This window comes from Paraburkholderia sp. HD33-4 (assembly GCF_021390635.1).
Classification (GTDB): Bacteria; Pseudomonadota; Gammaproteobacteria; order Burkholderiales; family Burkholderiaceae; genus Paraburkholderia.
The window spans coordinates 1,332,524-1,358,913 of record NZ_JAJEJS010000003.1 but is presented as its reverse complement, the minus strand read 5'-3'; the positions used below and the strand labels follow the sequence as shown (position 1 = coordinate 1,358,913).

The 26,390-nt window shown below is 60.6% G+C and carries 20 protein-coding genes and 2 pseudogenes; 13 read left to right on the top strand and 9 right to left on the bottom strand.

Annotation, left to right across the window (positions count from 1 at the left end):
• Positions 1-52: 52 nt before the first annotated feature.
• The 6 genes from L0U84_RS40740 to L0U84_RS40715 form a co-directional block, all read right to left on the bottom strand.
• Positions 53-334 carry a hypothetical protein gene (locus L0U84_RS40740; protein WP_233859895.1) on the bottom strand — a complete coding sequence of 94 codons (282 nt, stop codon included), beginning with the start codon at positions 332-334 and terminating at the stop codon, positions 53-55.
• 852 nt (positions 335-1,186) lie between these two features.
• Entirely contained in the window at positions 1,187-1,759 is a 573-nt protein-coding gene (locus L0U84_RS40735) for a PAS and helix-turn-helix domain-containing protein (protein WP_233859411.1), read from the bottom strand.
• An 80-nt stretch (positions 1,760-1,839) separates the two neighbouring features.
• On the bottom strand, positions 1,840-2,364 hold the full coding sequence (locus tag L0U84_RS40730) for a DUF5943 domain-containing protein (protein WP_233859410.1): 525 nt from the start codon (positions 2,362-2,364) through the stop codon (positions 1,840-1,842).
• A 25-nt stretch (positions 2,365-2,389) separates the two neighbouring features.
• Positions 2,390-3,361, bottom strand: coding sequence for a dipeptidase (locus tag L0U84_RS40725; RefSeq protein WP_233859408.1), 972 nt, complete (start codon positions 3,359-3,361; stop codon positions 2,390-2,392).
• A gap of 49 nt (positions 3,362-3,410) precedes the next feature.
• Positions 3,411-4,766, bottom strand: coding sequence for an MFS transporter (locus L0U84_RS40720; protein ID WP_233859403.1), 1,356 nt, complete (start codon positions 4,764-4,766; stop codon positions 3,411-3,413).
• Between the two features lie 176 nt (positions 4,767-4,942).
• Complete coding sequence (locus L0U84_RS40715; protein ID WP_233859402.1) at positions 4,943-5,416, bottom strand: Y-family DNA polymerase; 474 nt, start codon at positions 5,414-5,416, stop codon at positions 4,943-4,945.
• 438 nt (positions 5,417-5,854) lie between these two features.
• Here L0U84_RS40715 and L0U84_RS40710 point away from each other — a divergent pair, with 438 nt between their 5' ends.
• The 6 genes from L0U84_RS40710 to L0U84_RS40685 all read left to right on the top strand — a co-directional run bounded on the left by L0U84_RS40710 (position 5,855) and on the right by L0U84_RS40685 (position 15,915).
• A complete protein-coding gene (locus L0U84_RS40710; RefSeq protein WP_233859401.1) occupies positions 5,855-7,189 on the top strand; it encodes an MFS transporter in 1,335 nt (444 codons plus the stop codon).
• A gap of 388 nt (positions 7,190-7,577) precedes the next feature.
• Entirely contained in the window at positions 7,578-10,136 is a 2,559-nt protein-coding gene (gene nirB / locus L0U84_RS40705) for a nitrite reductase large subunit NirB (RefSeq protein WP_233859894.1), read from the top strand.
• 33 nt (positions 10,137-10,169) lie between these two features.
• Positions 10,170-10,523 carry a nitrite reductase small subunit NirD gene (gene nirD / locus L0U84_RS40700; RefSeq protein ID WP_233859400.1) on the top strand — a complete coding sequence of 118 codons (354 nt, stop codon included), beginning with the start codon at positions 10,170-10,172 and terminating at the stop codon, positions 10,521-10,523.
• Entirely contained in the window at positions 10,520-11,791 is a 1,272-nt protein-coding gene (locus L0U84_RS40695) for an NAD(P)/FAD-dependent oxidoreductase (RefSeq protein WP_233859398.1), read from the top strand. The genes nirD and L0U84_RS40695 overlap by 4 nt, the downstream gene beginning before the upstream one ends.
• A 13-nt stretch (positions 11,792-11,804) precedes the next feature.
• Entirely contained in the window at positions 11,805-14,636 is a 2,832-nt protein-coding gene (locus tag L0U84_RS40690) for a molybdopterin-dependent oxidoreductase (RefSeq protein ID WP_442794116.1), read from the top strand.
• A gap of 319 nt (positions 14,637-14,955) precedes the next feature.
• Complete coding sequence (locus L0U84_RS40685) at positions 14,956-15,915, top strand: NAD(P)-dependent oxidoreductase (RefSeq protein WP_233859396.1); 960 nt, start codon at positions 14,956-14,958, stop codon at positions 15,913-15,915.
• A 10-nt stretch (positions 15,916-15,925) separates the two neighbouring features.
• Here L0U84_RS40685 and L0U84_RS40680 read toward each other — a convergent pair whose 3' ends face one another.
• Together L0U84_RS40680 and L0U84_RS40675 are read right to left on the bottom strand one after the other, a co-directional pair.
• Positions 15,926-16,633: a hypothetical protein gene (locus L0U84_RS40680; RefSeq protein ID WP_233859394.1), complete on the bottom strand. Its 708-nt coding sequence runs from the start codon at positions 16,631-16,633 to the stop codon at positions 15,926-15,928.
• A 36-nt stretch (positions 16,634-16,669) separates the two neighbouring features.
• Positions 16,670-16,990, bottom strand: a complete 321-nt coding sequence (locus tag L0U84_RS40675; RefSeq protein WP_233859392.1) for a hypothetical protein — start codon at positions 16,988-16,990, stop codon at positions 16,670-16,672.
• A gap of 97 nt (positions 16,991-17,087) precedes the next feature.
• Between L0U84_RS40675 and L0U84_RS40670 the strand changes: the two are divergent.
• A pseudogene (locus L0U84_RS40670) lies at positions 17,088-18,421 on the top strand (ISKra4 family transposase); the annotation flags it as partial.
• A 95-nt stretch (positions 18,422-18,516) separates the two neighbouring features.
• Positions 18,517-18,735, top strand: a pseudogene (locus L0U84_RS40665) (4Fe-4S dicluster domain-containing protein); the annotation flags it as partial.
• Positions 18,736-18,865: 130 nt separating this feature from the next.
• On the opposite strand, the gene L0U84_RS40660 reads toward L0U84_RS40665, so the two are convergent.
• Positions 18,866-19,399 (bottom strand): MFS transporter, encoded by a 534-nt coding sequence (locus L0U84_RS40660; protein ID WP_267940148.1) that lies wholly within the window; start codon positions 19,397-19,399, stop codon positions 18,866-18,868.
• A gap of 619 nt (positions 19,400-20,018) precedes the next feature.
• Between L0U84_RS40660 and L0U84_RS40655 the strand changes: the two genes are divergently transcribed.
• From L0U84_RS40655 to L0U84_RS40635, 5 genes are all read left to right on the top strand, one after another.
• Entirely contained in the window at positions 20,019-20,672 is a 654-nt protein-coding gene (locus L0U84_RS40655; RefSeq protein ID WP_233859389.1) for an aspartyl/asparaginyl beta-hydroxylase domain-containing protein, read from the top strand.
• Positions 20,673-20,686: 14 nt separating this feature from the next.
• Positions 20,687-22,093: a UDP-N-acetylmuramoyl-tripeptide--D-alanyl-D-alanine ligase gene (locus L0U84_RS40650; protein ID WP_233859388.1), complete on the top strand. Its 1,407-nt coding sequence runs from the start codon at positions 20,687-20,689 to the stop codon at positions 22,091-22,093.
• Positions 22,094-22,205: 112 nt separating this feature from the next.
• Positions 22,206-23,927 carry a Mur ligase gene (locus L0U84_RS40645; protein ID WP_233859386.1) on the top strand — a complete coding sequence of 574 codons (1,722 nt, stop codon included), beginning with the start codon at positions 22,206-22,208 and terminating at the stop codon, positions 23,925-23,927.
• A gap of 176 nt (positions 23,928-24,103) precedes the next feature.
• A complete protein-coding gene (locus L0U84_RS40640) occupies positions 24,104-25,015 on the top strand; it encodes an alpha/beta hydrolase family protein (RefSeq protein ID WP_233859384.1) in 912 nt (303 codons plus the stop codon).
• A gap of 226 nt (positions 25,016-25,241) precedes the next feature.
• On the top strand, positions 25,242-26,270 hold the full coding sequence (locus tag L0U84_RS40635) for a hypothetical protein (protein WP_233859382.1): 1,029 nt from the start codon (positions 25,242-25,244) through the stop codon (positions 26,268-26,270).
• The last annotated feature ends 120 nt before the right edge of the window (positions 26,271-26,390 follow it).

Below are 26,390 nucleotides of genomic sequence, written 5' to 3'. Positions count from 1 at the left end.
TTTAACGCTCCCTCGTCGTAGTTGGGGAATGGCACACGGGGAAAGGCGCCACCTACCAGCTAGCAACCAGTTTTGCGGGTGCCGCTCGAGCAGCGAGGATACCTCGGATGGTAGCCAGGGACTTTTCCGCGATCGGAGAAGACGTGTGCCGACGTGCTACCGAGAACTCTGGAGTTCTAACACCCAGGCGTCTGCAGACGGTCGAGAGATAAGGTTTGCCTGATCCCGCGCATTGCTCGACGGCGGCGGCGATTGCCGCATCTCCGACTTGCCTGCGGAGCCACTCAAGCGTTTGCCGGTCTCTCTCGTTGTAGACCCTGACCAGATGCTCCATCATTGCCTCCCGAAGTACTGTATTTAAATACAGTACTGTGAATTTATACAGGTTTCTGTTGATTGGCAAGCGCCAATTGCACTTCGGGCGATGTGGCTTTCGTTAAGGCTGGAAAGATCCGGTCCGACGCAACTAACGGTCAAGTGCGCTGGTCGCGTCGAGCGTTTGCCGCGCTGCCCCGTTTGCGGCAGGATCATCTGGTCGCCACCACCTCACCCCGGATGGCCGATCGCCTCGAACTCGTCGCCCTCGCGCTGCCGCGAAGGTGTGCGGCTGTATGCACTGGTGCTTGCGGTCGAGGAGGTACGCGTTGAACTCATTGCTTACGTGCGCAGGCTCGCACATCGCGGCGGTGCCCGGCGTGCGACAGCCTCGCTACCGCCGGCGAGAGATTCGCGGCAAAGGGCGCTTTTCTGACTTCGCGCTACGTGGTTTGCGGTTGCCAGTAGGCCAGTTCGGCATGGAACGACCAGACTGCGTTCGAAAACGCTGTCCGCCGAGTGGCTAAGGCGTTTGCGGCTGAGCGGCCGTCGATGGCGCGAGCCATTGCGAGTAGCGTTGGGAAATGGTGGAGGATTCTCTCCGCAGTGCGGAGAGAATCTTGCGTCGCCGGAGCCTGGGTGTTCCTTATGGACCACGTTTCCGGTAACGTGCCCGTTTGTGCCGACCGAAACCGTGACACGCCCATCGCTCGTCTCGCCCGATGTTGCAAACAGCGTAGATGGTCGGATTACGTAGGTCCATACGTGTCGCTTATCTGGGTAAGCGAGGGGCCGCCGAAGGCGTCGGACTCGGCATCGTTGCCGGAAGAGGGATGTCCGGAAATCCGCTCGCATCGTTTCGAAGCACGGTTCAGGCAAGAAGGCGGGCGATGAGATCGTGTGTCGCCCGCACATCGTACTTGCGCAGCAGGCTCGCGCGATGAATATCGACCGTGCGCGGGCTGATGTTCAACTCCTTGCCGATCTCCTTGCTCGTCAAGCCATGCACGAGAAACGCGGCGACGTCGCGTTCGCGCTCCGTCAACGTGCTCGCGACGTCAGTCTGCTTACCGTTCCCCGACAGATCGGAAAACGTCCAGACTGCCAGTTCGAATGGCCGTTTCGGGTTATATCCGTAGCCGCAAACCGTGACCCAGAAATGGCTGCCGTCGATTCGACGCATGATGCGGTCATCGCTGAATATCGCGTGTTTCGCAAGGAGCGGCGCGAGGCGCTGGCCGGTCGTTGCAAAGTCTTTCTGCTGCGGGTAAAGCTTGGAAAACGACTGGTCGATGATGTCGACGCGTTTTGCCCTGAACAATTCCAGCGCCCGCGTATTGCAGTCCATCATGATTCGCTCTCTGGCCACGATGACCGCGACGGGCAGATGCCTGAAAAGATCCTCGTAGTCGAGAGTGGACAACGTGTCGGTCAAGTTCGGCATTGGGTCTCGCCGTGGACGGCGTTCTGATCAAGGTTAGGGTACGTAGCCTCCTAGGTGATTGTAGCGCGCGTGCACATCGGTCACGCGACGTGAAACACGCAGCAATCGTGACCTTCGCCCGCGCATTGGGTTTCGGCCGAATGCGCGCGCGGGCCCGTGATCGCGCTATCGGGCGCCGTGTCGTTGACCCAGTCCATCGCGCCGGCGAACCAGCCCGCGAACATGTAGCAGAGCCTTCCGTGTTTGCCCGGCTGCGCCAGCACGAGCGACGAATGATGCAGATGAATGCACGCGGTCGAGGTCGCTGGATCGGCTTCGACGATGCTGAACAAACCCCAGCCGCGTTGCGACAGGCGCTTCAGATAGTGCTCGAAGACCGCCATGCCGCTGATCCCGTGCTGCTTCGCTTCCTTGTCGCACCAGTGATAGGCGGACCTGTAGCCGGCCGCGTAAAGAATCTCCGCATACGCTTCACGACCCAGCGCTGCTTCGACGGCAGCATGATTGTTCGTGAAGAAATGGCGCGGCACGTAAAGCATCGGCAGCGCGTCGGTGGTCCAGACGCCGGTTCGCGGATCGACCTCGATAGGCAATTGAGGCTGCATGGTGGGCTCGTCTTCTCCGTTCGATTCAGCCGTTCCAGACTTCGCCGAATACGCGCAGCCAGTTTTCGCCCATCACCTTCCTGATGCGTGATTCGCTCCAGCCGGCGCGTTCCATCGCGGCCGTCAGATTCGGGAATTCACCGATCGTCCGAATGCCTTCCGGATTGACGACCTTGCCGAAATCCGTCAGACGGCGATAGCGACCTTTGTCGTGCGTAATCCAGTCGAAAAACTCGGTGCTGTAGCCCTGGGTGAAGTCCGTGCCGATACCCACCTTGTCTTCACCGATCACATCGATCACATAGTCGATCGCTTCGAGATAATCTTCGACGGTTGCGTCCGCGCCTCGCCGCAGAAACGGCATGAACATCGTCACGCCGACGAATCCGTTCGCTTCGGCGATCTCGCGCAATTGCTCGTCGATCTTGTTGCGTGGATGCTCTTTCAATCCGGATGGACAGCAATGCGAATACGTGACGGGTTTCTTCGAGCACGCAATCGCGTCCGACGAGGTTTTCGCGCCCACGTGCGAAAGATCCACCATGATGCCGACGCGATTCATCTCCTGAATCACTTCGCGGCCATATCCGGACAATCCTCCGTCCGGTTCGTAAGAGCCGGTGCCGACAAGGTTCTGCGTGTTGTAGCAAAGCTGCACGACATTCACGCCGAGTTCCTTGAACACTTCGATATAGCCGAGGTTGTCCTCGAACGCATACGAGTTCTGGAAGCCGAAGATGATGCCGGTCTTGTTCTCCTTCTTCGCGCGCAGGATGTCTTCCGTCGTGCGGACCAGCGTCAGAATTTCGTTGTACTCGCGGATCTGCTGCTTCATTGCCGCGATGTTGTCTATGGTCTTCTGAAAGTCGTCCCAGACGGAGACTGTGCAGTTGACGGCCGTGACGCCGCCCTTGCGCATGTCTTCGAACACGGAGCGCTCGAACTTCGAAATGTTCAGGCCGTCGATGATGATGCTCGAATCGTGGAGGCTACTCATTGCATGGGTCCGTTCGGTTTCGCAGGAAAAAGTGGCCGACGCGGCGCTCTCAAATGGTTCGTTCGAAGCTGCGTCGGGCCGAGCTTGCACTGCTCCCGGTCGGCGCGCCAGCTTCCGCGAGCGAGGTTTTGGACGTTTCGGGCAGCGCGAGGCCGCCGATCATCGCGAAGATCGACATGGCGATCAGGTAATACGCAGGCGACAGATTCGTTCCCGTGGCGGAGATCAACCATGTCGCGACCAACGGCGCGGTGCCGCCGAAGAGCGTGTAGGCGAGGTTGTACGTGATCGCAGACGCGGTGTAGCGCGTTCTCGTGGCGAATACTTCCGACATCAACGGTGCGGTGACGACGCCCGACAACACGGCACCGATCGCAAGGAGCGCGACGCCGGCCAGCGATGGCGACAAGGCCCCCGAGTCACCCAGTGAGAAAGCGGGATACACCGACAGGATAATGAAGATGCACGTCGTCGCGATCGTCGCCCGGCGACCCACGAGGTCGGAGAACAAACCAGCTAGCGGGCACAACGCCGCGGCGAAGATGAGCGCGAGAACCGTCACCAGAAGCGAAGTGCTGCGCGTCAGATGCCCGGCCATCTGAAGATAGGTCGCGAAGTACGTCGTGAACGTGTAGAACGACAGCGCCGTTACCGAGACGAAGGCGCCAAGCTTCAGGATGTTCGACGACTGCGAATGCAGGGTTTCGAGCAAGGGCGCGTGCGCGACTTCGTGCTTGCCTTCGAGCGCCTGAAACGCGGGCGTTTCATTCAGACTGACGCGCAGATACACGCCAATCAGACCGACGGGCGCCGCAATCAGGAACGGCACGCGCCAGCCCCAGTCGACCATCGCTTGCGAGGACAGCGACGATTCGAGCAGATAGGCGATCACTGCCGCGCAAGCGAACGACGAGAAGGTCGAAACAGGAAGGAAGCTGCCGAAGAACGCGCGGCGTCGGCGCGGCGCATGTTCCATCACGTAAGCGCAAGCCCCCGCGTATTCACCGCCTGCGGAGAACCCTTGCACGCAGCGAATGATCGTGAGCAGAACCGGCGCCCAGTAGCCGATCCTTGCGTAGGTCGGAAGAAGGCCGATCAACGTCGTCGAGCCCGCCATCAGCAGAATCGTGAAAGCGAGCGTGCGCTTGCGGCCGATCCGATCGCCGACGACGCCGAAGAACAGGCCGCCCAGCGGACGGAACGCGAATGCAACCGCAAAGACCGCGAAAGTCTTCAGGAGTCCGACAGTGGGGTCGCCACTGGGAAAGAACTCGCGCGTCAGGATGGTGGCGAGAAATCCGTACGCGGCGAAATCGAACCATTCGACGAAGTTGCCAATGGAAGCCGCGGCGATGACGCGCCGCAGCGTCCGGGTATCGACTTCATGGGTACCGTGAGCAGGCATCGTTCCTCTCCTCTAGAAGTGTCGGTTCCTTGCGGTAGTGAAACGAGAGTAGAGGCTTCAATTACCTAGGTCTATACGTGTCAATTACCTAGGTAATCGGGGGCGGTGGTCAGCGAGCCGCGCAGCGTTGGCGGTAAAACTTCGGACGATTAGTGAGTCCGTTTGCCCCGCGCGGATCAATTCAATGGGATGCTTTCGCGAAAGATCAAGCTGGCGAGCAGGCGCGACAGTGAATCGTGAGACAGCATGACGCTGCCGCGGTACCGCACGGGCAGCCATGCTGCCTGTCCATTTGGTGCAATGCCGATGGTGGCAGTCACGCCGATCGCCTCCGCAACGCGGCGCGCCATGCGACGACGTGACCTTGTGCCGCGAAAGAGCCGGAGACTGGCCGACACGTCGACGAGAACCGTGCTCTCTTCGGCAATGAGCTCCTGCGGCGACAGAGTGGGCAGGCCGCTCGCGATCTTCCTCACTGCGTTCGCTTCCGCCGTGCTGTCGCGCTCCTGCATAACCGCCGACGGAGCGAGGGTCCGGATCCCGCCGCGCCGCATTCCAAGGCAGACCCTCGCATCGCGCACACGGGGCTCGGCCGCGATGACGCGTTCCTTCTCGGGCACCGCAAGACCTTCGGCTACGGCGAACGGCATTGCCGTGGCAAATCTGTCTCGACCGCAACGGCCGAGTGCAGTCAATCAGGTGCTGAATCTTTCACGCGATAGATGATGCTTCGGGCGCCGTGAACGAGCAATGTCCTGAGATAGGTATTGCCGTGGGGGCGGTCTGCACCTATCGCACGACAGTGGTGCTGCGCTGCACCGCTGTCGTGCGTGATTGCGTCAGGATCTGCTCGTCCCGTCAAAAGGACATGCCGCGCGCCATGCTGTTTCCGGCTATCTCGCATGCCGCACACCGAATTCTGCGGGATGGCATGGCATGTGCATGTAGAGCCAGCATAGGATCAAAGTCGACCTATCTTCATTCGAATTAATCGCAGCATCCCAACGGGCTTTTGGACAACGGCGTCCCCCGAAACCGGTCATCTGACCCGGTTCGCGGGACGCTTTTTTCATTTTTCTGGAACCACGATGACGGACAAGGCAACTCGCATCGAACTCTTCAGCCTGCGCACACCACCCATGCGCGCTTTCCATCTGACGTGGATGGCGTTCTTCGTCTGCTTCTTCGCCTGGTTTTCCTGTGCGCCATTGATGCCGCTGATCAAGAGCGAATTCGGTCTTTCCGTCGACCAGGTCGCGAATATCAGCATCGCTGCGGTCGCGGTGACGATACTCGTGCGACTTGTAATTGGTCCGCTATGCGACCGCTACGGCCCGCGCAAGATGTACTGCGCGCTGATGCTCGCGGGTGCGTTTCCGGTGCTCGGCGCGGCACTCGCCACGGGCTACGAGAGCTTCCTGCTGTGCCGCCTGTGCATTGGCGCGGTGGGTGCATGCTTTGTCATCAGCCAGTATCACACCTCGATGATGTTCGCGCCGAACGTAGTCGGCACTGCCAATGCGGCGACGGCCGGGTGGGGCAACACCGGGGCAGGTGCTGCGCAGATATTCGTGCCGCTGCTGCTGGCAGCGATCATGGCGCTCGGCGTTGAGCAGTCGTCGGCGTGGCGCGTTGCGCTGGTGGTGCCGGCCCTGGCGATGCCTGTAATGGCGATCTTTTACTGGCGCTTCACGCAGGATTGCCCGCAAGGAAACGTTGCGGAACTGCGGGCGCGCGGAATTGCGATTGAAGGTGGCAAGAAAGGCGGTTGGGCGAGCTTCCGGGCGGCCTGCGCGAACTATCGCGTGTGGATGCTGTTCATTACCTACGCCGCGTGTTTCGGTGTCGAGGTCTTCTTTCACAACGTCGCAGCGATCTACTACGTCGATCATTTTCATCTGTCGCTGAAGGCTGCGGGCATCGCCGCCGGCAGCTTCGGGCTGCTCGCGCTGTTCGCCCGCGCGTTGGGCGGCTGGCTCTCGGACAAGGCCGCTTCGCGGCGCGGCCTCGACGTTCGCGCGACCTTGCTCTGCGCGCTGATGGTTGGCGAAGGACTCGGCCTGATGTGCTTCGCGCACGCGGATAGCATCGCACTGGCTCTCGTCGCCATGCTCGTTTTTGGGCTGTTCACCCACATGGCCTGCGGAGCGACCTATGCGCTGGTTCCGTTCATTGACCGTAAGGCGCTGGGTGGCGTGGCCGGCATCGTTGGCGCGGGAGGCAATGTCGGCGCGGTGGCCGCCGGCTTTCTGATGAAGGGCGTCGGCAGTATCCAGCAGACGCTGGCGACGCTCGGCGTCCTCGTCGCGGTGTCCGCGCTGTGTGCGCTGGCGGTGCGCTTCAGCAGTGAGCACAAGGCGAGCGAAGCGGCGCTGCGCGAGCGCGCGTTGGACGCCGCCAGCGCCCAGGGCGTGACGAATTGATGGAGTCGTATCCATGCACGCGCGGGCGCCTCGCAGAGGACGCGCGTCGCATGTGCAGGCAGCGCATGTCACGAGCCGGTGCACGCAGAAGGTGCTGCGCCGCACCAACATTGCGCTCCACCGCATCAGAATGCATCACCCGGTACTGAACGCAAACGCCTTGCAATCCGCCGCAGCCCCCCGGCGGCGGGCTTGTCCAGTTATGGCATGGTGTTTGCATGAACGTGAGCGCGGATCAACGGCGATCCGACCAGCACGCAGCAGAAAGTCTCGCTTCAGATCACAGGTTTTTGGACAACGGCGTCCCCGAATTCAGTCGCACTTGCGATTGCATCCGCGGGACGCCTTTTTATTTGCCGGACAAATCATGGCGCGAACCACGTTGGAAATGGATGAGACCCCGGTCACGAACGTCGTGGTCGTTGGCCACGGGATGGTCGGTCACAAGCTTCTCGAATGTCTCGTGGACGACCCGCGGTCCGCGCTGCACATCACGGTGCTGTGCGAAGAACCGCGGCCCGCGTATGACCGTGTTCACCTGTCCGAATTCTTTTCTGGCAAATCCGCCGAGGACCTGTCGCTTGTCAAACCGGGCTTCTTCGAGCGCGAGAACGTGTTGCTCAAGCTCAGCACCAAGGCGGTCTCGATCGACCGGCAAGCTCACACGGTGAGCCTTGCGAGCGGCGAGACGCTGTCCTACGACAAACTCGTGCTCGCGACCGGCTCCTCGCCGTTCGTTCCGCCGATGGCCGGTAGCGATCGTCAGGACTGCTTTGTCTATCGCACCATCGAAGATCTCGAAGCGATGCAGGCATGCGGCGCGCGGGCGAAGTCGGGTGTCGTGGTCGGCGGCGGTCTGCTCGGCCTCGAGTGCGCGAAGGCACTGCACGATATGGGGCTGGCCGCGCATGTCGTCGAGTTTGCGCCGCGCCTGATGGCGGTGCAGGTCGACGAAGGCGGGGGCCGCGTGCTGCGCACCAGGATCGAGGAACTGGGCGTGCAGGTCCACACCGGCAAGCACACGCTGGCGATCGTCGATGGCGAGTCGGGCGCGCACCGCATGCAGTTCGCCGACGGCACGCATCTCGACACCGACATGATCGTGTTCTCCGCCGGCATCCGTCCGCGCGACGAGATTGCGCGCGCCTGCGGCCTCGAACTGGGTCCGCGCGGTGGCATCGCGATCGATGCGAACTGCCGCACCAGCGACCCCGACATCTACGCGATCGGCGAATGCGCAGCGTGGAACGGCATGGTGTACGGACTCGTCGCACCTGGCTACGACATGGCGCGCGTCGCTGCGAAGCACCTGCTCGGTAATGACGCAGGCTTCACCGGCGCGGACATGAGCACCAAGCTCAAATTGATGGGCGTGGACGTCGCCAGCATCGGCGATGCGCACGGCAAGACGCCGGGCAGCCGCACGTACCAGTTCAGCGACGAACGCAAACAGGTCTACAAGAAGCTGGTGGTGTCCGAGTGCGGCAAGCAGCTTCTCGGTGCCGTCATGGTGGGCGACGCGACCGAATACGGCACGTTGCTGCAGATGATGCTCAACAGCATCGAGTTGCCCGAAGCACCGGAATTCCTGATCCTGCCGCAAAGCGACGGCAAGGCGAAGCCTGGACTCGGCGTCGACGCGCTGCCCGAGGCCGCGCAGATCTGCTCGTGCAACAACGTCTCCAAAGGCGAAATCTGCGCGGCGGTCTGCGCGGGCGCGACCGACATTGGCAGCGTGAAGAGCACGACCTGCGCCGGCACCTCGTGCGGCGGCTGCGTGCCGCTCGTCACGCAGGTGATGAAGGCCGAGATGAAGAAGCAGGGCCTCGCGGTCAACAACCACCTGTGCGAGCACTTTTCCTACTCGCGGCAGGAGCTGTACCACATCGTGCGCGTCGAACGCATCAAGACCTTTGGCGCACTGCTGGAAAAGCATGGTCATGGCCTTGGCTGCGACATCTGCAAGCCGGCGGTCGCCGGTATCCTGGCGTCGTGCTGGAATGAGTTCGTGCTCAAGAAAGAACACGCCGGGCTGCAGGACTCGAATGACTACTACCTCGCCAACATCCAGCGTGACGGCACGTATTCGGTCGTACCGCGCATGCCGGGCGGCGAGGTCACGCCAGAGGGCCTCATTGCCGTTGGCCAGGTGGCGAAGAAATACGGCCTTTATACGAAGATCACCGGTGGCCAGCGGGTCGATCTGTTCGGCGCGCGTGTCGATCAATTGCCGCTGATCTGGGAAGAGCTGATCGACGCCGGCTTCGAATCGGGCCACGCGTACGGCAAATCGCTACGCACCGTGAAGTCCTGCGTCGGCTCGACGTGGTGCCGCTACGGCGTCGGCGATTCGGTGGGGCTCGCCGTGGCGATGGAAAACCGCTACAAGGGCCTGCGCTCACCCCACAAGCTCAAGTTTGGCGTGTCGGGCTGCACCCGCGAATGCGCGGAAGCACAGGGCAAGGACATCGGCATCATTGCTACCGAAAAGGGCTGGAACCTCTATGTGTGCGGCAACGGCGGGATGAAGCCGCGCCACGCCGAGCTGCTCGCGTCGGATCTCGATCGTGAGACGCTCGTGCGCTACATCGACCGCTTTCTGATGTTTTACGTGCGCACCGCGGACCGTCTGCAGCGCACCAGCGTATGGCGCGAGAACCTCGAGGGCGGGCTTGAATACCTGATCGACGTCATCGTGCACGACAAACTGGGACTCGCTGCGGAGCTGGAGGCGGAAATGCAGCACGTGGTGAGTACCTATGAGTGCGAGTGGAAGAAGGCCGTGACCGATCCTGAAACGCGCAAGCGCTTCCGCCATTTCGTCAACAGCGACAAGCCCGACGAGAACGTGACCTTCGTCGAGGAGCGCGGCCAGATTCGTCCGGCAACGCCGGCGGAGCGGCAAGCGAGGCAATTCCCGATACCTGTGGTCGTCGAGACCGTCTGACCATTCACCACAACCTGATGTGAGGAACGCAGCATGAACAACGATCGACTTCCACAATCCTGGATGCCCGTGTGCGCGCTCGACGACATCGTGCCGAATACGGGCGTCTGCGCGCTCGTAAACGGCGAGCAGGTCGCGGTATTTCACGTGACCACCCGCGACGCGGAAGCGGGCATCTACGCGATCGCCAACTTCGACCCGGGTTCGCAGGCGGCGGTGCTCTCGCGCGGACTGATCGGCAGCCTCGGTGCACGCATCGTGGTGGCCTCGCCGATCTACAAGCATCACTTCGATCTGCGCACCGGCGAGTGCCTCGAGGCGCCCGAAAATTCCGTCAACGCGTACCCGGTGCGCGTCGAGAGCGGTAAGGTGTGGGTCGCCGCATGAGACACGAATACGCCGGGCAAACCTCGGGAGGCGCATCGCCCAGCGCGCCGGCGCGTGCGCGTCTGGTGGTGATCGGCAATGGCATGGCCGGCATGCGCACGGTCGAGGAGCTGCTGAAGCTCGCGCCGGACCTCTACGACATCACCGTATTCGGCGCGGAGCCGTACGGCAACTACAACCGCATCCTGTTGTCGCCGGTGCTTGCCGGTGAGAAGCGCGTCGACGAGATCATCCTCAATACGCGTGACTGGTATGCGGATAATGGTATCCGGCTGCATGCGGGCGACCCGGTGGTCGCCATTGACCGCAAGCGCCGCATCGTGCGCTCGCAAAGCGGTGTCGAGATAACCTACGACCGGCTGCTGATCGCGACCGGCTCGAAGCCATTCCTGATTCCCGTGCCGGGTCACCAGCTGCCGGGAGTGATCGCATTTCGCGACATCCAGGACGTCGAAACCATGCTTGCCGCCGCGCGCAGCCACCGTCACGCCGTGATCATCGGCGGCGGCCTCCTCGGACTGGAGGCGGCCAACGGGCTCATGCGCCAGGGCATGTCGGTGACGGTCGTGCACGACACTGACAGCCTGATGGATCGCCAGCTCGACAGGAGCGCGTCGGCCCTGCTGTTGCAGACGCTCGAGCGCAGAGGCCTGCGTTTCGTGATGAAGGCACGCACCGCCGAAATCGTCGGGCCGGAGCGTGTCACCGCGGTACGTTTTGACGACGGCATGGAGATTCCCGCCGACCTGGTTGTCATGACCGCCGGGGTGAGGCCGAATATCGAGCTCGCGAAGCAGGCGGGCTTGCACTGCGAGCGGGCAATCGTCGTGGATGACACATTGCAGACCTACGATCCACGTGTGTACGCCGTTGGTGAATGCGTGCAGCACCGCACGGCGACCTTCGGTCTCGTCGCGCCGATCTGGGATCAGGCGCGCGTGTGCGGCGCGCACCTGGCCGGTGCCGGCCACCGCCGCTACGTGCAGCGCGCGACGGCGACGAAGCTGAAAGTCACTGGCGTCGACCTTTATTCCGCCGGTGATTTCGTCGGCGGCCCGGATAGCGAAGATCTCGTATTGCGCGATCCGCGACGCGGCATCTACAAGCGCCTCGTGATCGAGGGTAACCGGGTGGTCGGTGCGGTCCTGTACGGCGACGTCAAGGACGGCGCCTGGTACTTCGAACTGATCCAGAACCGGACCGACATTGCCCCGTTGCGCACCCGTCTGTTGTTCGGCAAAGCCCTGTGCGAGGCGCAGCCCGCCTGAACCGGAATCGAACGTGAGTATTCCCATCGTCATTTCAATCCCGCCTGACGCCAGTCGTGACGCGGTCCGAACCACCTGTCCCTATTGCGGCGTCGGCTGCGGCGTACTCGCGACGCCACGCCGGGACGGCCAACCGGGCCAGCCCGAGATTGCAGGCGACGAACGTCATCCGGCCAACGCCGGCCGCCTGTGCGTGAAGGGTTCGGCACTCGGCGAAACGGTCGGGCTCGATGGACGCCTGCTGCATCCGAAGCTGCGCGATTCCGGCAGCGGTGAATTGCGCAACGTTTCGTGGAACGATGCGCTCGACAAGGTCGCCGGCGGCTTTCGCCGGATCATCGATCAGCACGGCCCGGATGCAGTCGCACTCTACGTCTCGGGACAACTGCTGACGGAGGACTACTACGTCGCCAACAAGCTGATGAAGGGCTACGTTGGCAGCGCAAACATCGACACCAATTCGCGCCTGTGCATGTCGTCTTCGGTTGCAGGGCATAAGCGTGCGTTCGGCGAAGACCTGGTGCCGGTGTGCTATGAAGACCTCGAACTCGCGGACCTGGTCGTGCTGGTCGGATCGAACACGGCGTGGTGCCACCCGATCCTGTTCCAGCGGATTGTCAGGATCAAGGAAACGCGGCCTGGGATGAAGGTGGTCGTGATCGATCCGCGCTATACGGCGACCTGTGAGATGGCCGACCTGCATCTGCCGTTGAAGGCGGGCAGCGACGTCCCGCTGTTCAACGGGCTGCTCAGTTTTCTGGCGGAACACGACACGGTGGATGCAGATTTTGTCGACACGTGTACGACCGGCTATGCCGAGGCGCTTGCTGCCGCCTCGACCGATGCCACGAACGGCTTTGACCTCGCGCAGTGCGCGAAGACCTGCAAGGTCGACCCGCACGATCTGCTCGAATTCTATCGGCTCTTCGCGCGAACCGAGCGGGTCGTAACGGTCTATTCCCAGGGTGTCAACCAGTCGACCTCCGGCACCGACAAGGTCAACAGCATCATCAATTGCCATCTTCTGACGGGCCGCATTGGCAAGCCGGGGATGGGGCCATTCTCGTTTACCGGCCAGCCGAACGCGATGGGCGGGCGTGAAGTGGGCGGCCTCGCAAACATGCTGGCGGCCCATCTGGAACTCGACAATTCACGCCATCGCAACCTCGTGCAGACTTTCTGGGAGTCGCCTGCGATCGCGGAACGCCCGGGACTCAAGGCCGTCGAGTTATTCAAAGCGATCGAAACAGGCCGGATCAAGGCAGTCTGGATCATGGGCACGAACCCGGTTGTGAGCCTGCCCGATGGCGATCAGGCGAAGCGTGCGCTCGCGCGCTGCGAACTCGTCGTCTGCTCCGACATTGTCGAAAACACGGACACCAATGTGTTTGCCCACGTTCTGCTGCCGGCGCTCGGCTGGGGCGAGAAAGATGGCACTGTCACCAACTCGGAGCGCAGAATTTCGCGTCAGAGGGCGTTCCTGCCGGCCCCGGGTGAAGCGCGCGCGGACTGGCGGATCATTTGCGACGTCGCCCAGCGCATGGGGTATGACGGCTTCGATTTTTCGGCTCCGTATGAGGTCTTCGACGAGCATGCACGGCTGAGCGCTTATCGCAACGAGGTTGACACCGGCGGCGAGAGTGCTGGCAGCCACGGGAAATCAGACGGTCAGCCCATCGAAGATAGCGTGCCGCGCCGGTTCAATCTGGGCGGCCTCGTCGCGCTCGGCCGCGAGCGTTACGACGCGCTGCAACCGATCCAGTGGCCGGTACTGGCGGCGAACGGGGCGGCGCCGCACGGTACCCCGCGTCTCTTCGACGATCGCCGCTATGCGCACCCCGACGGCAAGGCGCGGTTCGTCGCGACTCCGCCGCGCGCACCGGTCCACGCGCCGGATGACGAGTATCCGCTGACGCTGAATACCGGCCGGGTACGCGATCAATGGCACACGATGACCCGCACCGGCAAGTCGGAGAAGCTCGCTGGTCACGTGACGGAAGCATTCATTGATCTGCATCCGCAGGACGCGCTGTCGTGCGGCGTGCGCGAAGGTGAACTGGCGCGCGTGTCGAGCCGTTGGGGCACGATGGTCGCTCGTGTGCAGCACGGCGGCGGCATGCCGCGAGGCAGCGTATTCGTGCCGATTCACTGGAACGATCAGGTGGCGTCCGACGCGCGTGTCGGCGCGGTGGTGAATCCCGAAGTCGATCCGGTCTCCGGGGAGCCCGAATTCAAACATACGCCGGTTCGAATCGACAGGTTCGATGTCGCCTGGCACGGCTTCTCATTGAGCCGTCACGCTCCGGTGCTGGACGGCATGACCTACTGGACGCGGGTCCAAGGCATGCAGTTCGTGCGCTACGAACTCGCGGGGCGCAAACTGCTCACCGATCACGGTGGCTGGGCGCAAGCGCTGTTCGGCATCGACGATCCACAAGCCGACTGGCTGGAGTACGAGGACAGGGCCGCAGGCATCTATCGCGCCGTACATCTGGTCGACGATCGTATCGAGAGTTGCATCTTCGTATCGGCGCGCCCGGAATTGCCATTGCCGTCACGTACGTGGCTCGCGGGCCTGTTCGGGAAGGACAGGCTCGACGAGGAGGACCGCGCCGGACTGCTGGTCGGACAGCCGATTGGCAAGGGTGTCGATACGGGGCCCACGGTCTGCTCGTGTTTCGGTGTGGGACGCACTACGATCTGCATGGCGATCCGTGAGCAAGGGTTAAAGACCGCAGCGGAAATCACCGCCTGCCTGAAGGCCGGCAGCAACTGCGGATCGTGCGTGCCGGAACTGAAGAAGCTGCTGGTGGATACCGAACTGGAAAGATTGAGCACAGCGTGACGGAGACTGCAGTTTCATGATAAAGCGACTCAAAACCATGATGGCCGTGATCACACCCGGCGATACGTTCGTCGCTCGCCACGACGACGGCAACGTCACGCCGTTAGATTCAGAACGTGCCGGAGAGGCGCACCTGCGGCATACGGCAAGTCTTCGCGCCTCACAGTTGAGCGAACGAGGGCGGCATGACCGTGCACGACGCCGCGCCCGCAATCCGCGCACTGCGGTGGGGCCGGCGCGCTCCGGCCCGTCACGTTCGCATTTCCATTGATTGCGTTGAAGGGGAGTGGTATTGACACGCTGCGCTGTGCGACTATCCGTGCGCAGTTACGGAGCACGGACGCGACCGGCATGCAACAGCGAGCGTATTCCAGGACCGACAACAGAACAGCAGGCGATCGTAGATGCCGTCCCCGGCGGCAGCAAATTAAAGTTCAAGGTCTCCGCCGGCGCGGGCAAAATTTCGCCGCGAGTGACTCCGGTGACAGAAATCCAGTCTTGTTTGCCGCAATCCGTCCAGAAAACGCGTGTTATCCCGTGGGAAGGTAACCACTGGTCCGACAAGGCACTCACACAATCGCGAGGAGGGAGGCACATTCCCTTCGACGCCGTTGCGCTCTTGCTCGCGGTCAACCGCAAGGTGCACCGCGCCTATAACCGCACCCGCGACTCGAATTTCTCGCTCGACGGCCTGACCGGCTTCGACCTTTGCGGCAAGACGGTTGCGGTGGTCGGAACCGGCAAGATCGGCTGCGTGTTCGCGAAGATCATGCTCGGCTCCGGTTGCGAGGTGATCGGTTTCGATCCCTATCCTTCTGCGGAATTCCAGGCACTCGGCCTGAGGTACGCGAAGATGGACGAGATTGGCGAGAAAGCCGAAATTATTTCGCTGCATTGCCCGCTCACACCCGAGACCTATCACATCATTAATGCGAAGACGCTCGAGCGGGCAAAGGGGGGGGCGATACTCACCAACACGAGCCGGGGCGGGCTGGTCGATACCGAAGCCGTGATCGAAGCCCTGAAGAGCGGCCTGCTCGGCGGGCTCGGGATCGACGTGTACGAACAGGAGGCGGATCTGTTCTTTCGCGATCTCTCCAGCGAAATCATCACCGACGACGTGTTCCAACGCCTCGTATCGTTTCCCAATGTGATCGTCACCGGACATCAGGCCTACCTGACGCGTGAGGCGTTGACGACCATCTGCGAAACGACGCTGAAAAGCATCACGGCCTTCGAGAAGAATCAAGTTTTGGAGAACGAGGTCAAGGTCAGATAGCTCGTCCCCGCTACTGGATTGGATCCGACTCGCCCTCCTGTGCTGGCGGCGGTTCGACGTCATTTTGCGTCGCCGGCTGGACTTCCTGTTCTGGAAGCGGCTCGACGCTCTGCACGGCTTCCGGCGGTACGCTCCTGACTTCCACACGCGGCTGGGCGGCTGGCGTCGAGGCGCTGTGCTGGCCGGCGCCCAAGCCGCTGCTCAGGCCCGTACCGATATTCGAGGTGGTGGTGTTTGCGCTCTTGAGGACGCCGCGCGGATTGAACAGGAATACGGCCGCGGACGTGTGCGTGTCGCCGCCGCCGATCAGCGACCCAATGAACGGAAGAAAGCTTTCGGGGTGGGGCCGCGATGTCACGTACGTGTAGACGAGGAGCGTCGAGCCGTCGTCCAGCGCGCTCTCCACCGAAGCAGGGCCGAGCGCCGCTATCACCTGTTGCAGCGTCGTCACGCCGGGCTTGAAGTGCGACATCTCTTCGGGTCTCACTTCGACTCCGGCCGACAGGCAACCGGCAAGTAGGGCGCTGCACAGCAGTCCAACGACCTGTCCGCGCGTCATGGTGTCCCCCTCGACGTACACGAAGGCGCCGGGCTTGCGGTCCGTGGCATGCCCGGTCTCCAATATAGAGGCGGCGTCGGCACTACTTCTATCCGGCTCGTCGCTGACGGCCGTCGCATCGTCGGTTGTTCTGGCTGCGCTGCGTCCCTTCCAATTCAAGTGTAGATCGTAAGCCAGGAGATTTCCCGTGTGGCGTCAAATAAAGAACTGCGCCGTCGTGCAGGGCGCAAACAGTTCGTCGATGGTCATGAGCCGTTCGGACAGTCCCTGCGTATGGTGGTAGCGCAAGAAAGCGTTCAGCACGGACTCGTTGCCGGGTACGCCATAGCGCCAGAAGTCTTTCCCGAGCACGGCGACGGTTTCCTCGTATTCACTGGCCAGCCAGGGCAGCGTCGTCTTCAACGGTGCGGACGGAGCGCCCAGTGCCATCGACGTAACCACGGCCGCCGTGTGGCCGGATCTCGTGCGCGTCGCCGCCGTTGACGGCACATGCCGGGCACGCCACGCGACGCCCATTGTGTCTTGTGCCACTCTGACGCGGGAGCGTTAAAAACCTTGGGGTTTCAGCGCCGGGCGCCTAGGATTCGGGCAATCATGGCCGCCGGAGTTGGAGATGAAAGTCACAATTCGCGTCGAGATCACCACCGATTGGGACGAAACAGAAACGTTCGAAATCGGTCAGCTGGAACGTCCCTATCGCCAGCTTGAGCCGGACAAGGTCGGGCTGTCATTGGCCGAAGGAAAAGATCTGCTGCACAGGCTTCAGCAGGTAGTGGTCGCAGCGCAAGCTGAAGAAGTCTGCATGTTCCGACGCTTCTGTACCCGTTGTCACCGGTTTCTCGAACTCAAGGATCGGCGTATCCGCAAGGTGGATACTGTCTTCGGTACCGTGCCATTTCGCAGTGCCCGGATTGTTTGCTGTCCGTGCGAGACTCCGTTGCAGTTGGAGTATCCGTACAGTCCGATGACCGAATTCGTTCCGGAGCGGGCGACCGAGGAACTTCTCTCGCTCGAGGCCAGGCTTTCGGCACAGATGCCATACCGGCAGGTCGTTACTATGCTGCGCGAGTTCCTGCCTGTGCGGGAGACATTGAACCATGTGACCGTGCGGAACAGGGCACTGCGCGTCGGCGAGCGCATTGAAGCGGTTCAGCCTGCTGCGTGTCGCGCCCCGAAGGGAGAGACGGAGTGGACCCTGACCATCGACGGAGGATTCGTTAGAGGGAGACGCAAATCTGAATGTTCCAGCTTTGAGGTTCTAACGGGCCGCTTGAGCGCCAGAGGGCAGACGTCGCGCGTATTCGCGTTCGTGAGAAAGAGGTTGCCGGATATCGTGGACCGGCTCACCACCCTCGTGAAGGCCACAACCGGAAGCGATCAACCGAAACTGTCTGTCATAACCGATGGTGCGAATGGCCTCCAGTCAATCGCCTGTCGATTGCCGTTTTCTCCTACACCTGTTCTGGACTGGTTCCATATATCAATGAGAGTGAGGTATCTCGAGCAGATCATCAAGGGCATACACGCACAAACCGAATCGGAAAAGGCCGCCTGACGTGTGCTGATATCCCGCGTTGACAAGCTGCGCTGGTGCTTCTGGCATGCCAAACTCGAGAAGGCGAAAGACAGGATGCAAGGCATCCTGCTTCTCTGTCGGGTGATCGTACCTGAAACACCGGGTGTTGTAGAAAGTCTGGCGCAGCTCGACTACCGCACCCGAGAGCTTGTTGAATACGTCGAAGCGAACGGCGGCTCAACGATCGACTACGGCGCAAGACATCGTCGCGGAAAACCTATCTCGACCGCGACGGCCGAGTCTGCTGTGAATCAGGTGCTCAACCAGCGCATGTGTAAACGCCAACAAATGCGTTGGTCGCCAACTGGAGTTCATCTGCTTGCCCAAGTGCGATGCGCGGTGATAAACGGTGACTTGCGCGAGAGACTTGAAGTCTTCAAACGACGTCCCCCCGCGATATCTCTCGAGGTCGCGGTATTCCTCGATCAGTTTCGTCGGGCCTCGGAATCGCTACCCCAAAGTTTTTAACGCTCCCGTGAAGGTGAACCTGCAAACCTACGCAGGCCCGGAAGCGCGTTTCTGTCCGGCGGGCGTGTATGAATTCATCAAGGAAGAAGACGAGGACCGTCTGCAAATCAATGCGCAGAATTGCGTGCACTGCAAGACCTGCGATATCAAGGACCCAACGCAGAACATCGTCTGGGTAACGCCCGAAGGCGGCGCACCGAACTATCCGAACATGTAATTCCTCAACGGGTGCGACCATCACCGCGTTGTTCGTGTACAGGATTCGTTATGAGCGAAAACACGATGTCGATGGCGTGCGCCACGGGGGCGGGCAAATGGGTGGGCGCGATGTGCTAGCACGTCTGCAGTCAGTGCGAATAAAGTCGGCCCCTTCGTGGCTGATAAATCAGTATGTTGTCCTTGTGTGGACATGTACTCCAGGCGGTCAGGGCCATAGCTGCGACCGCAACTTTGGCGCCACGATACCTGCGCGCGCAGAACTCCGAGAGAAATGGCGCGACGATCGCGCTTTCAGCACCGGTGCCGGCCCCGACGATGATGCGCGCCGCCATGAAGAAGGGCCAACCCTGTGCGGTGGCGCTGACGAGCGATGCGGTGCAGTAGATGACCAGTGCCGACATCATGACTTTGCGCCGCCCGATCACGTCACCGAGGATGCCGGCGAGCGAGGCGCCGAAGAAGTAGCCAATGAAGGTGCCGCTGCCGAGCACGCCGGTCTGCACGCTGCTCAGATGCCACTGGGTGCGCAGCACCGGCAGCATGAAGGCCAGCGCGGAGATATCCATCGCATCGAAGACGTAGCCCAGTCCTCCAAGCCACAGCAGTTTGCGATGAAAGCTCGAGTACGGCAGACGCTCTAAGCGCGCTGGAATCGTCGACATAGCTTGCTTCCACAAAAGGGGGCAGGGGATCGGAAGGTGAGTACAGTGGGAGAGGGGGTGAAATACGCGGATCTGGGATGAAAGCTGGAGCGAACGCGCTTCGCAGAGGCACCTCGGGAAGTCGCCGAAGGCACGGCCAGTATGATCCGACAGATCAATGGCGGCAACAGAAAGAAGGAAGAATCGACTGTACCTGCGCAGGCACAGCTTGACTCCCAACGAATGCGTCACGGACGCGCTCGAGCCCGCCACTGTAGAGCGCTTCCGGTGCGACCCTGGGCACCCTGAGGCATCGCCGACGGACCATACCCCTGCCAACCACCGTCCTGCGGCGTGATCTGCATGCCGCCCACGCCTGCCGGTTACTGCCTTAATTGATAATAATTCGGTTTCCGAAAGAACACATTGGGTAATTATGTTTGGATCGCCCCAAACGAACGGTTTTTCGGACGCGTACGATTTAGTGTTAAATCTCGTTTAGAAGGATTGCGAACGATTAACTGAGTGAGTAAGCTTCCGCGCAATAATCCTATCGCCGAGAAAATAGTCGGTTAGGAAAGTACCGATTTTGAGGCGCCGTACTCACCGCCAGTTGGAAACCGTTGAATCAGGAAAGCCTATGAAGCAGTCAAGTGATGTCATGTTCGCGCGTCTGAAAAATTTCAAGACGGATCCTGAGGAACTACGTGCGCATTTCATCGAACGCATCCAGAAGATGCCTTCGACGCCATACCGTGACAACAGGGTCGACTACGTGGGCTGGGCAGTGACCAGCCGTGACGGAACGATGGAAGACGGTATCCGGCGTATTGCACCAGGAGGCCTCAGCACGCGCGGTGTGACGCCCACCGCGGCTTGCGGCGACGGCCTGATGCGCGTCATTGAAACGTTGACCCGCGGGGGGCTAAAACCCTATCGGGCACGCATCATGCAGTTGGAAAGCGAAGGTGCGGAGATGCCGCTACACAAAGACGCGAACACCGAGACCTGGCGCTTGCATATCCCCATCATTACCAACTCTAACTGCTTCTTCGAGTGGCAGCGCGCCGACGGCAGCATCGAAAGTGTTCATCTGCCTGCGGACGGTTCTGCCTTTCTGGTGCGGGTGGACGTGAACCATCGAGCTGTCAATCGCAGCAACGAAGCATCGCAACGAGTGCATCTGTTGATGGGACTGGGCGAGAATCCGGCGTTCGAGATGCTCGCCGAACCCCGACTGCCCGTTACGCTCGCAGGGAAACCCGCCGTGGACCTGAGTCTCTTCACCCGCTGAACGGAGAGTTGAGGATGGACATTCAAAATGGCTGGAACGCCGAAGAGCTTGCTCGAGTCACGCAAGGACGCTGGAGAACAGCTCCGCCTTCCACTGAATGGCGATGCGACGGCATCTGCGCAGATCCGGGCCAGTTCCGCAATACGCAGATGTTGCTCGCGCCGGCCGGGGCCTCTGGTCTGCGGCCCCACATACTCGAGCGGCTAGTGTCACGCGCTGCAGGCACCATTGCGCAAGCCGGGGAAACCCAGGGACGTTGGGTCGGCCCGCTGTTGGAAGTGGAAGATCTGAACGAAGCAGTAGGAGCACTCGCCCGCGACAGCCGCAGCCGCTTCAGGGGGAAGGTTATCGCCGTGACTGGCAGCGTAGGCAAGACGTCCACGGTCGCAATGGCCGCGCATGCGCTGAGCGGTGTGGGTACAAGCGATTTCAGTCAAACGAGTGCGAACTCGCCCTACGGAATCGGGTGGAATATCGCTTCGATGAACCGGAACGCCACCTTCTGGGTTCAGGAGGTTGCGTTCGCGCGCATGGAAGCATGCAGTGCGCTGATTCAGCCTGATGTAGCCATCGTCACGGCCATCGCACCCGCTCACGTGGCGCGCGTTGGCGACACGGCCGAGATCGCACGGCAGAAGGCTCTGGTCTATACCGGCATGACCCCTGGGAGCATTGCAGTCATCAATGCCGACATGCCTGAGTTCCCGATCTTCGAGTCGAGCGCTCGGGCGGCGAGGCTGCGTGTTGTGCGGTTTGGAACTACCGTGGACTGCGATGTGCGGTTGATCCACATGGAGGGCTCAACAGTCAGCGTCGACATCTTCGGGGACGTTCATACCTTCGAACTCGGTGCTGCCGGCCGGCACATGGCGATGAACGCGACAGCGGTTTTGGCGTCAACTGCCGCGATGGGCCTGCCTACGTCGCCGGTGGCGCGACAGCTCGCCAGTTTTAAACCGTTGCCCGGACGCGGTCGACGTGTCCGCACAGTTCATGCGAACGGGAACATCGAGGTTTGGGACGAGGCGTACAACGCCAATCCTGCGTCGATGCGTGCCGCGCTTCAGGTGCTCGCGGACGCCGCTCCCAAAGAAGTGCCTTACGCTTCGCGAGTTCTGGTGCTAGGCGACATGCTTGAACTCGGCGAGGATTCGCAGTCGATGCATTTGGCCCTGGAGGCCGACGTGCGTGCGGCGCACCCCGATCGGGTCTTGCTGTGCGGAAAGCTGACGCACGCTTTGTCCAGACGGCTGCATGGGGATATCAACGGGCAGTGGTTCGAGAACGTGGACGCCCTGCTGGCGGCACTGGATGCATGGATCAAGGACGGCGACGTGCTGCTGGTCAAGAGCTCCCACGGCATCGGCCTCACGCAAGTCGTCACTCGCCTGCTGCGACCGGTGCCGGGCGCAGCAGCATGATGACGCTTCAAAGTTTGACTGGCCTCCTTCGCCTTGGTATCGATTGCTCCCGCAAGCTGTCGTGCGATGGGTCGAGTAAGCATTCCGTCCAGTGGTAAGGAGAAGTCGTTTCATGAGACTGAGCCAATTGTTGGCCATGACACGCCCGGCCGCCGTCAATGTCTGGGAAGACTGCCGTGCTGCGTCGCCGGACGCCGAGAGTAAGCCCGGTGTACTTTTCATCTCCGCCTGCACAGGCAAGGATCGAGCACATGTCGTTGTCGCACGCAGCAGAGAGTTCGACTCCGCCTGGCGGCGGGGTGCACAGTTGCTGAACGCGTGGCAACGCCATGGCACCGCGTTGCCAGTGCTCTGGCTGCGCGTAGATGTGGTTCACACGGTGCACGAGATGACCTGGGAGACCTTGGAGAAAGGCCTTGCCGTCACCAAGCGCAACTATTTCCGCTTCGGAATCGCCTTCGACGAGGCATTCTCTGTTGCAATGCTTGAGCCCGAGATCGGCGCCAATGCGGTGCTGTACGATGGGACCACGAACGAAGCGACGCCCAATGAGACCAATCTCAAGCGCTATGGTCAGCGTCGATTCGGACATGAACTGAAATGGCCCACACAGCCACAAGAACCCGTCTGGCTCTTCGAAACCCGAACTGTCTTTACCGACGGCAAGGCCGTGCACCGCGTGGAGCACCAGGGTCGAAACCGTGGGTATCGAATGTTACCCACGTGGGATGCGGCGTACGTGCGAGAGGTGATTACCACGAGCGCTGGGTACCTGGCACGACAAGTCACTTCATCAGGCAAATACCACTACGGGTGGTTTCCCTGCTTTGATCGCGCCATTCCGACGTACAACACTTTGCGGCATGCCAGCTCGACCTATGCGATGCTCGAAGGATGGGAACTAACGCGCGACCCGCAACACAAGGCGTCGATCGACAAGGCGCTGGTCCATCTGACTGAGCACTTCATACATCACGTGACACTTCCTTCGGGCGAGCAGGTCGCCTTCCTCGTGGATACGGGAGACGAAATCAAGCTCGGCGGCAACGCGGTGTGCCTGCTGGCTCTGTCGAAGTACACCGAACTCACCGGCGACACCAGATACATACCGCTCCTCGAGAAACTGGCGCTCGGAATCCTCCACATGCAAAACCCGTCAACCGGGCGCTTCGTACATGTGCTTCACTATCCTGATCTGAACGTCAAGGAAGAAAGCCGAATCATTTACTACGATGGTGAGGCCGCCTTCGGCCTGATGCGACTGTACGGTCTGACGAAGGATCCAAGGTGGCTCCAGGCGGTGGAGCGGGCCGTTGGCTATTTCATCGAAGCCAAGCACTGGAAGGCGCATGACCACTGGCTGAGCTATTGCATCAATGAACTCACGCGCTACAAGCCTGAGGCCCGCTACTTCACCTTCGGCCTGGACAACGTGCGAGACCACCTCGACTTCGTGCTCGAGCGCATCACGACCTTTCCCACCTTGCTGGAGTTGATGATGGCGGCCGAAAGAATGATCGTGCGCTTGCAGTCCACGCCGGAACTCTCACATCTGCTGGAGGGCTTCGATCTCGACAAGTTCTATAGCGCCCTCGAGCAACGCGCAAGGTATCTGATGACCGGTCACTTTTTCCCGGAGCTGGCCATGTTTTTCAAGAACCCCGCTCGGGTGGTGGGCAGCTTCTTCATTCGACATCATGGGTTCCGGGTGCGCATCGACGATGTGGAGCACTACTTGTCGGGCTTCGTGGCGTACCTGAAGTATCTCGACCAGCGAGCCTCCGCGCCTAAGCACATCCAGCGGAACGCCAGCGACATGCAGGTTGTCGCCTAAGGAACGCATCGACTTTTATGCGTTCAATCAGAATTTACTTACATCGTAGATGGCGCGTCGCCCGCTGGCGGCTCTCCAAATTTGTCTTCGTCGCATTCGGGGTCGGGGGACTGTCAGCAGGCAGCCCCCGCGACGAGAATGTCCTCGGTCCCTTTGAGAGGCCGCAACCCCAAGAATTGCGCATCACCCGTGAGAGCGAGCGCTTTGCCATGGTGGAGGCGCTTAACGGCGCTTTTAGTTCGCCCGAGCACTGCGCTCGCGTGCCCAACGGGTTGTGGATCGAAGCGGAAGGTGGCGGCGAGTGCATCAGGTATTACGCCCGCGGATTTGCCGATGGTGAGAACCCCCTCGCGCTGGTCTATTTCAGTGGTGACGTCATACTGAGAACCACGAAAGGCGTCCGGCACATTAGCCATGCCTACGCGGACGCCTCGCCGATGAAGATCGAAAAGGACCTGGCGGCCTGGTCAGCCGAGGCCCAGCGTCCGACGATCTTTCTTGCTCGCCCCGGCATCTATGGCTCCTCGGGCGACCACAATCTCAGGCGCAGGCCACGCGAGATCGAGTTGATGAACCGTGCACTGGACGTCCTGAAGGATCACTTCAAGATCTCCTCGTTCATCCTGGCTGGCCACTCCGGGGGCGGTCAGATCGCGGCCGCTTTGCTCAACAAGCGATCGGATATCGAGGCCGGTGTATTCTCTTCCGGCCTCGTTTCCGCCAGACAGGTGAGCGCCTATTGGGAGTACCGACGTGAGATTCCTGGCAAGCTTCTCGACGACACCACGACCTACTATGACCCCGTCGACGAGATCGGCAATATCCGACGGGAGCCGATTCCGGCCATCTACGTGATCTCGGATCCGGAAGATCGCAGTGTTCCGTTTTACAGTCAGCTGTACTACGTGCGTCGCCTGCGCTCTATCGGGCTGAACCCGCGCCACATCTATGCCCATGCTGCGCCCCCTCTGCATCATTTGCTGGCCGACCATGGCAAGCGCGCGGCGTCGTTGCTGGCCCAGGGGCAGTCGGAGAAGGATGTGCGCCGCGCGCTGCAGGAAATTGACTTATTGCAGGTCAAGCCGTAGTCCTCGCGTCACGTACCCGAACTGCATTGAAGATGCAGAGAGCGAAAAGGCACGTTTCGATTTATCGGGTTGGAAATCATTCTAAGGTGAGTCAGGAATCCCTAACTCTAACTCGCCGCATTTTCCTTAGTAATACCCTAGTAGTGCGCAGCGAGAGAAATTGACACATCTCTCGTCTTCATCGTTAACGTTCCAGAAGATCGAATCAATAATAAGGAGCTCATTAATGTCATTTCCAAAAAGAATTCAGAAAACAGCTTCCGCTCTGTTTTTTGGAGGTATACTTTTAACCGAAAGCGTCAATTCTCAGTCAATAAACCCATGCCCAATCAATAAGTTGGCTACGGGCTTTATGCCGTCCCTCACGGAAAAATATGAGCTGGAGGGAAGTGGCATAAGAGTATTCTATACCCGAAGTGGCGATCATCAGATTGTCGACCAAACCGACGCCAATTCTGATGGGGTGCCCGACTACGTTGAAAACGTAGCGCGGCAGGCAGATGCAGCCAGAAAAGCATTCAATCTTCTCGGATTTCGTGATCCTCTTGAGAGCGCCCGCTATCGGGCCGCTTCATATATCGACATAAATTTGGGAAATATTGCCGGGAACGGACTGGCGTATAGCGAACCCGCAAGCTATTCCGCAGTCCCGCAAAGGGACGGTGCGTGCTCGATAAGAATTGATATTTCCAGTAGGTTGGATAAATTCCCGGGGTCATGGAGCGTTGTTTCCCATGAATTTTTTCATCTATACCAGTACGGATACATGGGGTTCAAGAGATCGTGGCTGCTTGAGCCGACCGCCAATTGGGCAGAACGGGTGGTCCGCACGGGAACTCTGAACCCGGCTCCAGGTGCAGCCAAACCGCTGCCCGCTTCGATGGCAGAAATGCAATCGCAAGTGTTTACGCAAAGCTATCCGTATGATTTTTGGAGTCGACTAGCAAGCTTTATGGATGAGGCCGATGACCTCATGCACCTTCCGACTGATCTTCGATACGCGACTTATACAGACGGCACTTCGATATTCAAGGATGGCTATGTTCGAGGGTTTGCGTTTTTGAGCACAGTTTTACAGTCTCTCGAGGCTGAGAGTACTGTCGTATCAAGCCTGAATGGTTGGCCTCCGTATCAGTGGGGCGAAAATCAGTCGAGCGCGTCGCACGATGAGCGGATACTAAAGGTCATACAACGTGCAGTTCGTCGTACTGGAGTCAGAAATTATGAAATCGATTCGTTTCTGGCGATTAAATGAGCTTCTGATTCTTCAGTCGGCGCGAGGGTTGATAGCTTGAAGCTGGATCGACCTAAATCTCAACATCGCCAAAGACGGTCGTCTTTGTTCTAGGAAAAAAGAAAAAGTATTGGACATAAA

Excerpts from the sequence above, each read along its gene's own strand:
- L0U84_RS40740 (WP_233859895.1), bottom strand. The coding sequence starts at position 334 with ATGGAGCATCTGGTCAGGGTCTACAACGAGAGAGACCGGCAAACGCTT.
- L0U84_RS40735 (WP_233859411.1), bottom strand. The coding sequence starts at position 1,759 with ATGCCGAACTTGACCGACACGTTGTCCACTCTCGACTACGAGGATCTT.
- L0U84_RS40730 (WP_233859410.1), bottom strand. The coding sequence starts at position 2,364 with ATGCAGCCTCAATTGCCTATCGAGGTCGATCCGCGAACCGGCGTCTGG.
- L0U84_RS40725 (WP_233859408.1), bottom strand. The coding sequence starts at position 3,361 with ATGAGTAGCCTCCACGATTCGAGCATCATCATCGACGGCCTGAACATT.
- L0U84_RS40720 (WP_233859403.1), bottom strand. The coding sequence starts at position 4,766 with ATGCCTGCTCACGGTACCCATGAAGTCGATACCCGGACGCTGCGGCGC.
- L0U84_RS40715 (WP_233859402.1), bottom strand. The coding sequence starts at position 5,416 with ATGCCGTTCGCCGTAGCCGAAGGTCTTGCGGTGCCCGAGAAGGAACGC.
- L0U84_RS40710 (WP_233859401.1), top strand. The coding sequence starts at position 5,855 with ATGACGGACAAGGCAACTCGCATCGAACTCTTCAGCCTGCGCACACCA.
- nirB (WP_233859894.1), top strand. The coding sequence starts at position 7,578 with ATGGATGAGACCCCGGTCACGAACGTCGTGGTCGTTGGCCACGGGATG.
- nirD (WP_233859400.1), top strand. The coding sequence starts at position 10,170 with ATGAACAACGATCGACTTCCACAATCCTGGATGCCCGTGTGCGCGCTC.
- L0U84_RS40695 (WP_233859398.1), top strand. The coding sequence starts at position 10,520 with ATGAGACACGAATACGCCGGGCAAACCTCGGGAGGCGCATCGCCCAGC.
- L0U84_RS40675 (WP_233859392.1), bottom strand. The coding sequence starts at position 16,990 with ATGGGCGTCGCGTGGCGTGCCCGGCATGTGCCGTCAACGGCGGCGACG.
- L0U84_RS40660 (WP_267940148.1), bottom strand. The coding sequence starts at position 19,399 with ATGTCGACGATTCCAGCGCGCTTAGAGCGTCTGCCGTACTCGAGCTTT.
- L0U84_RS40655 (WP_233859389.1), top strand. The coding sequence starts at position 20,019 with ATGAAGCAGTCAAGTGATGTCATGTTCGCGCGTCTGAAAAATTTCAAG.
- L0U84_RS40650 (WP_233859388.1), top strand. The coding sequence starts at position 20,687 with ATGGACATTCAAAATGGCTGGAACGCCGAAGAGCTTGCTCGAGTCACG.
- L0U84_RS40645 (WP_233859386.1), top strand. The coding sequence starts at position 22,206 with ATGAGACTGAGCCAATTGTTGGCCATGACACGCCCGGCCGCCGTCAAT.
- L0U84_RS40635 (WP_233859382.1), top strand. The coding sequence starts at position 25,242 with ATGTCATTTCCAAAAAGAATTCAGAAAACAGCTTCCGCTCTGTTTTTT.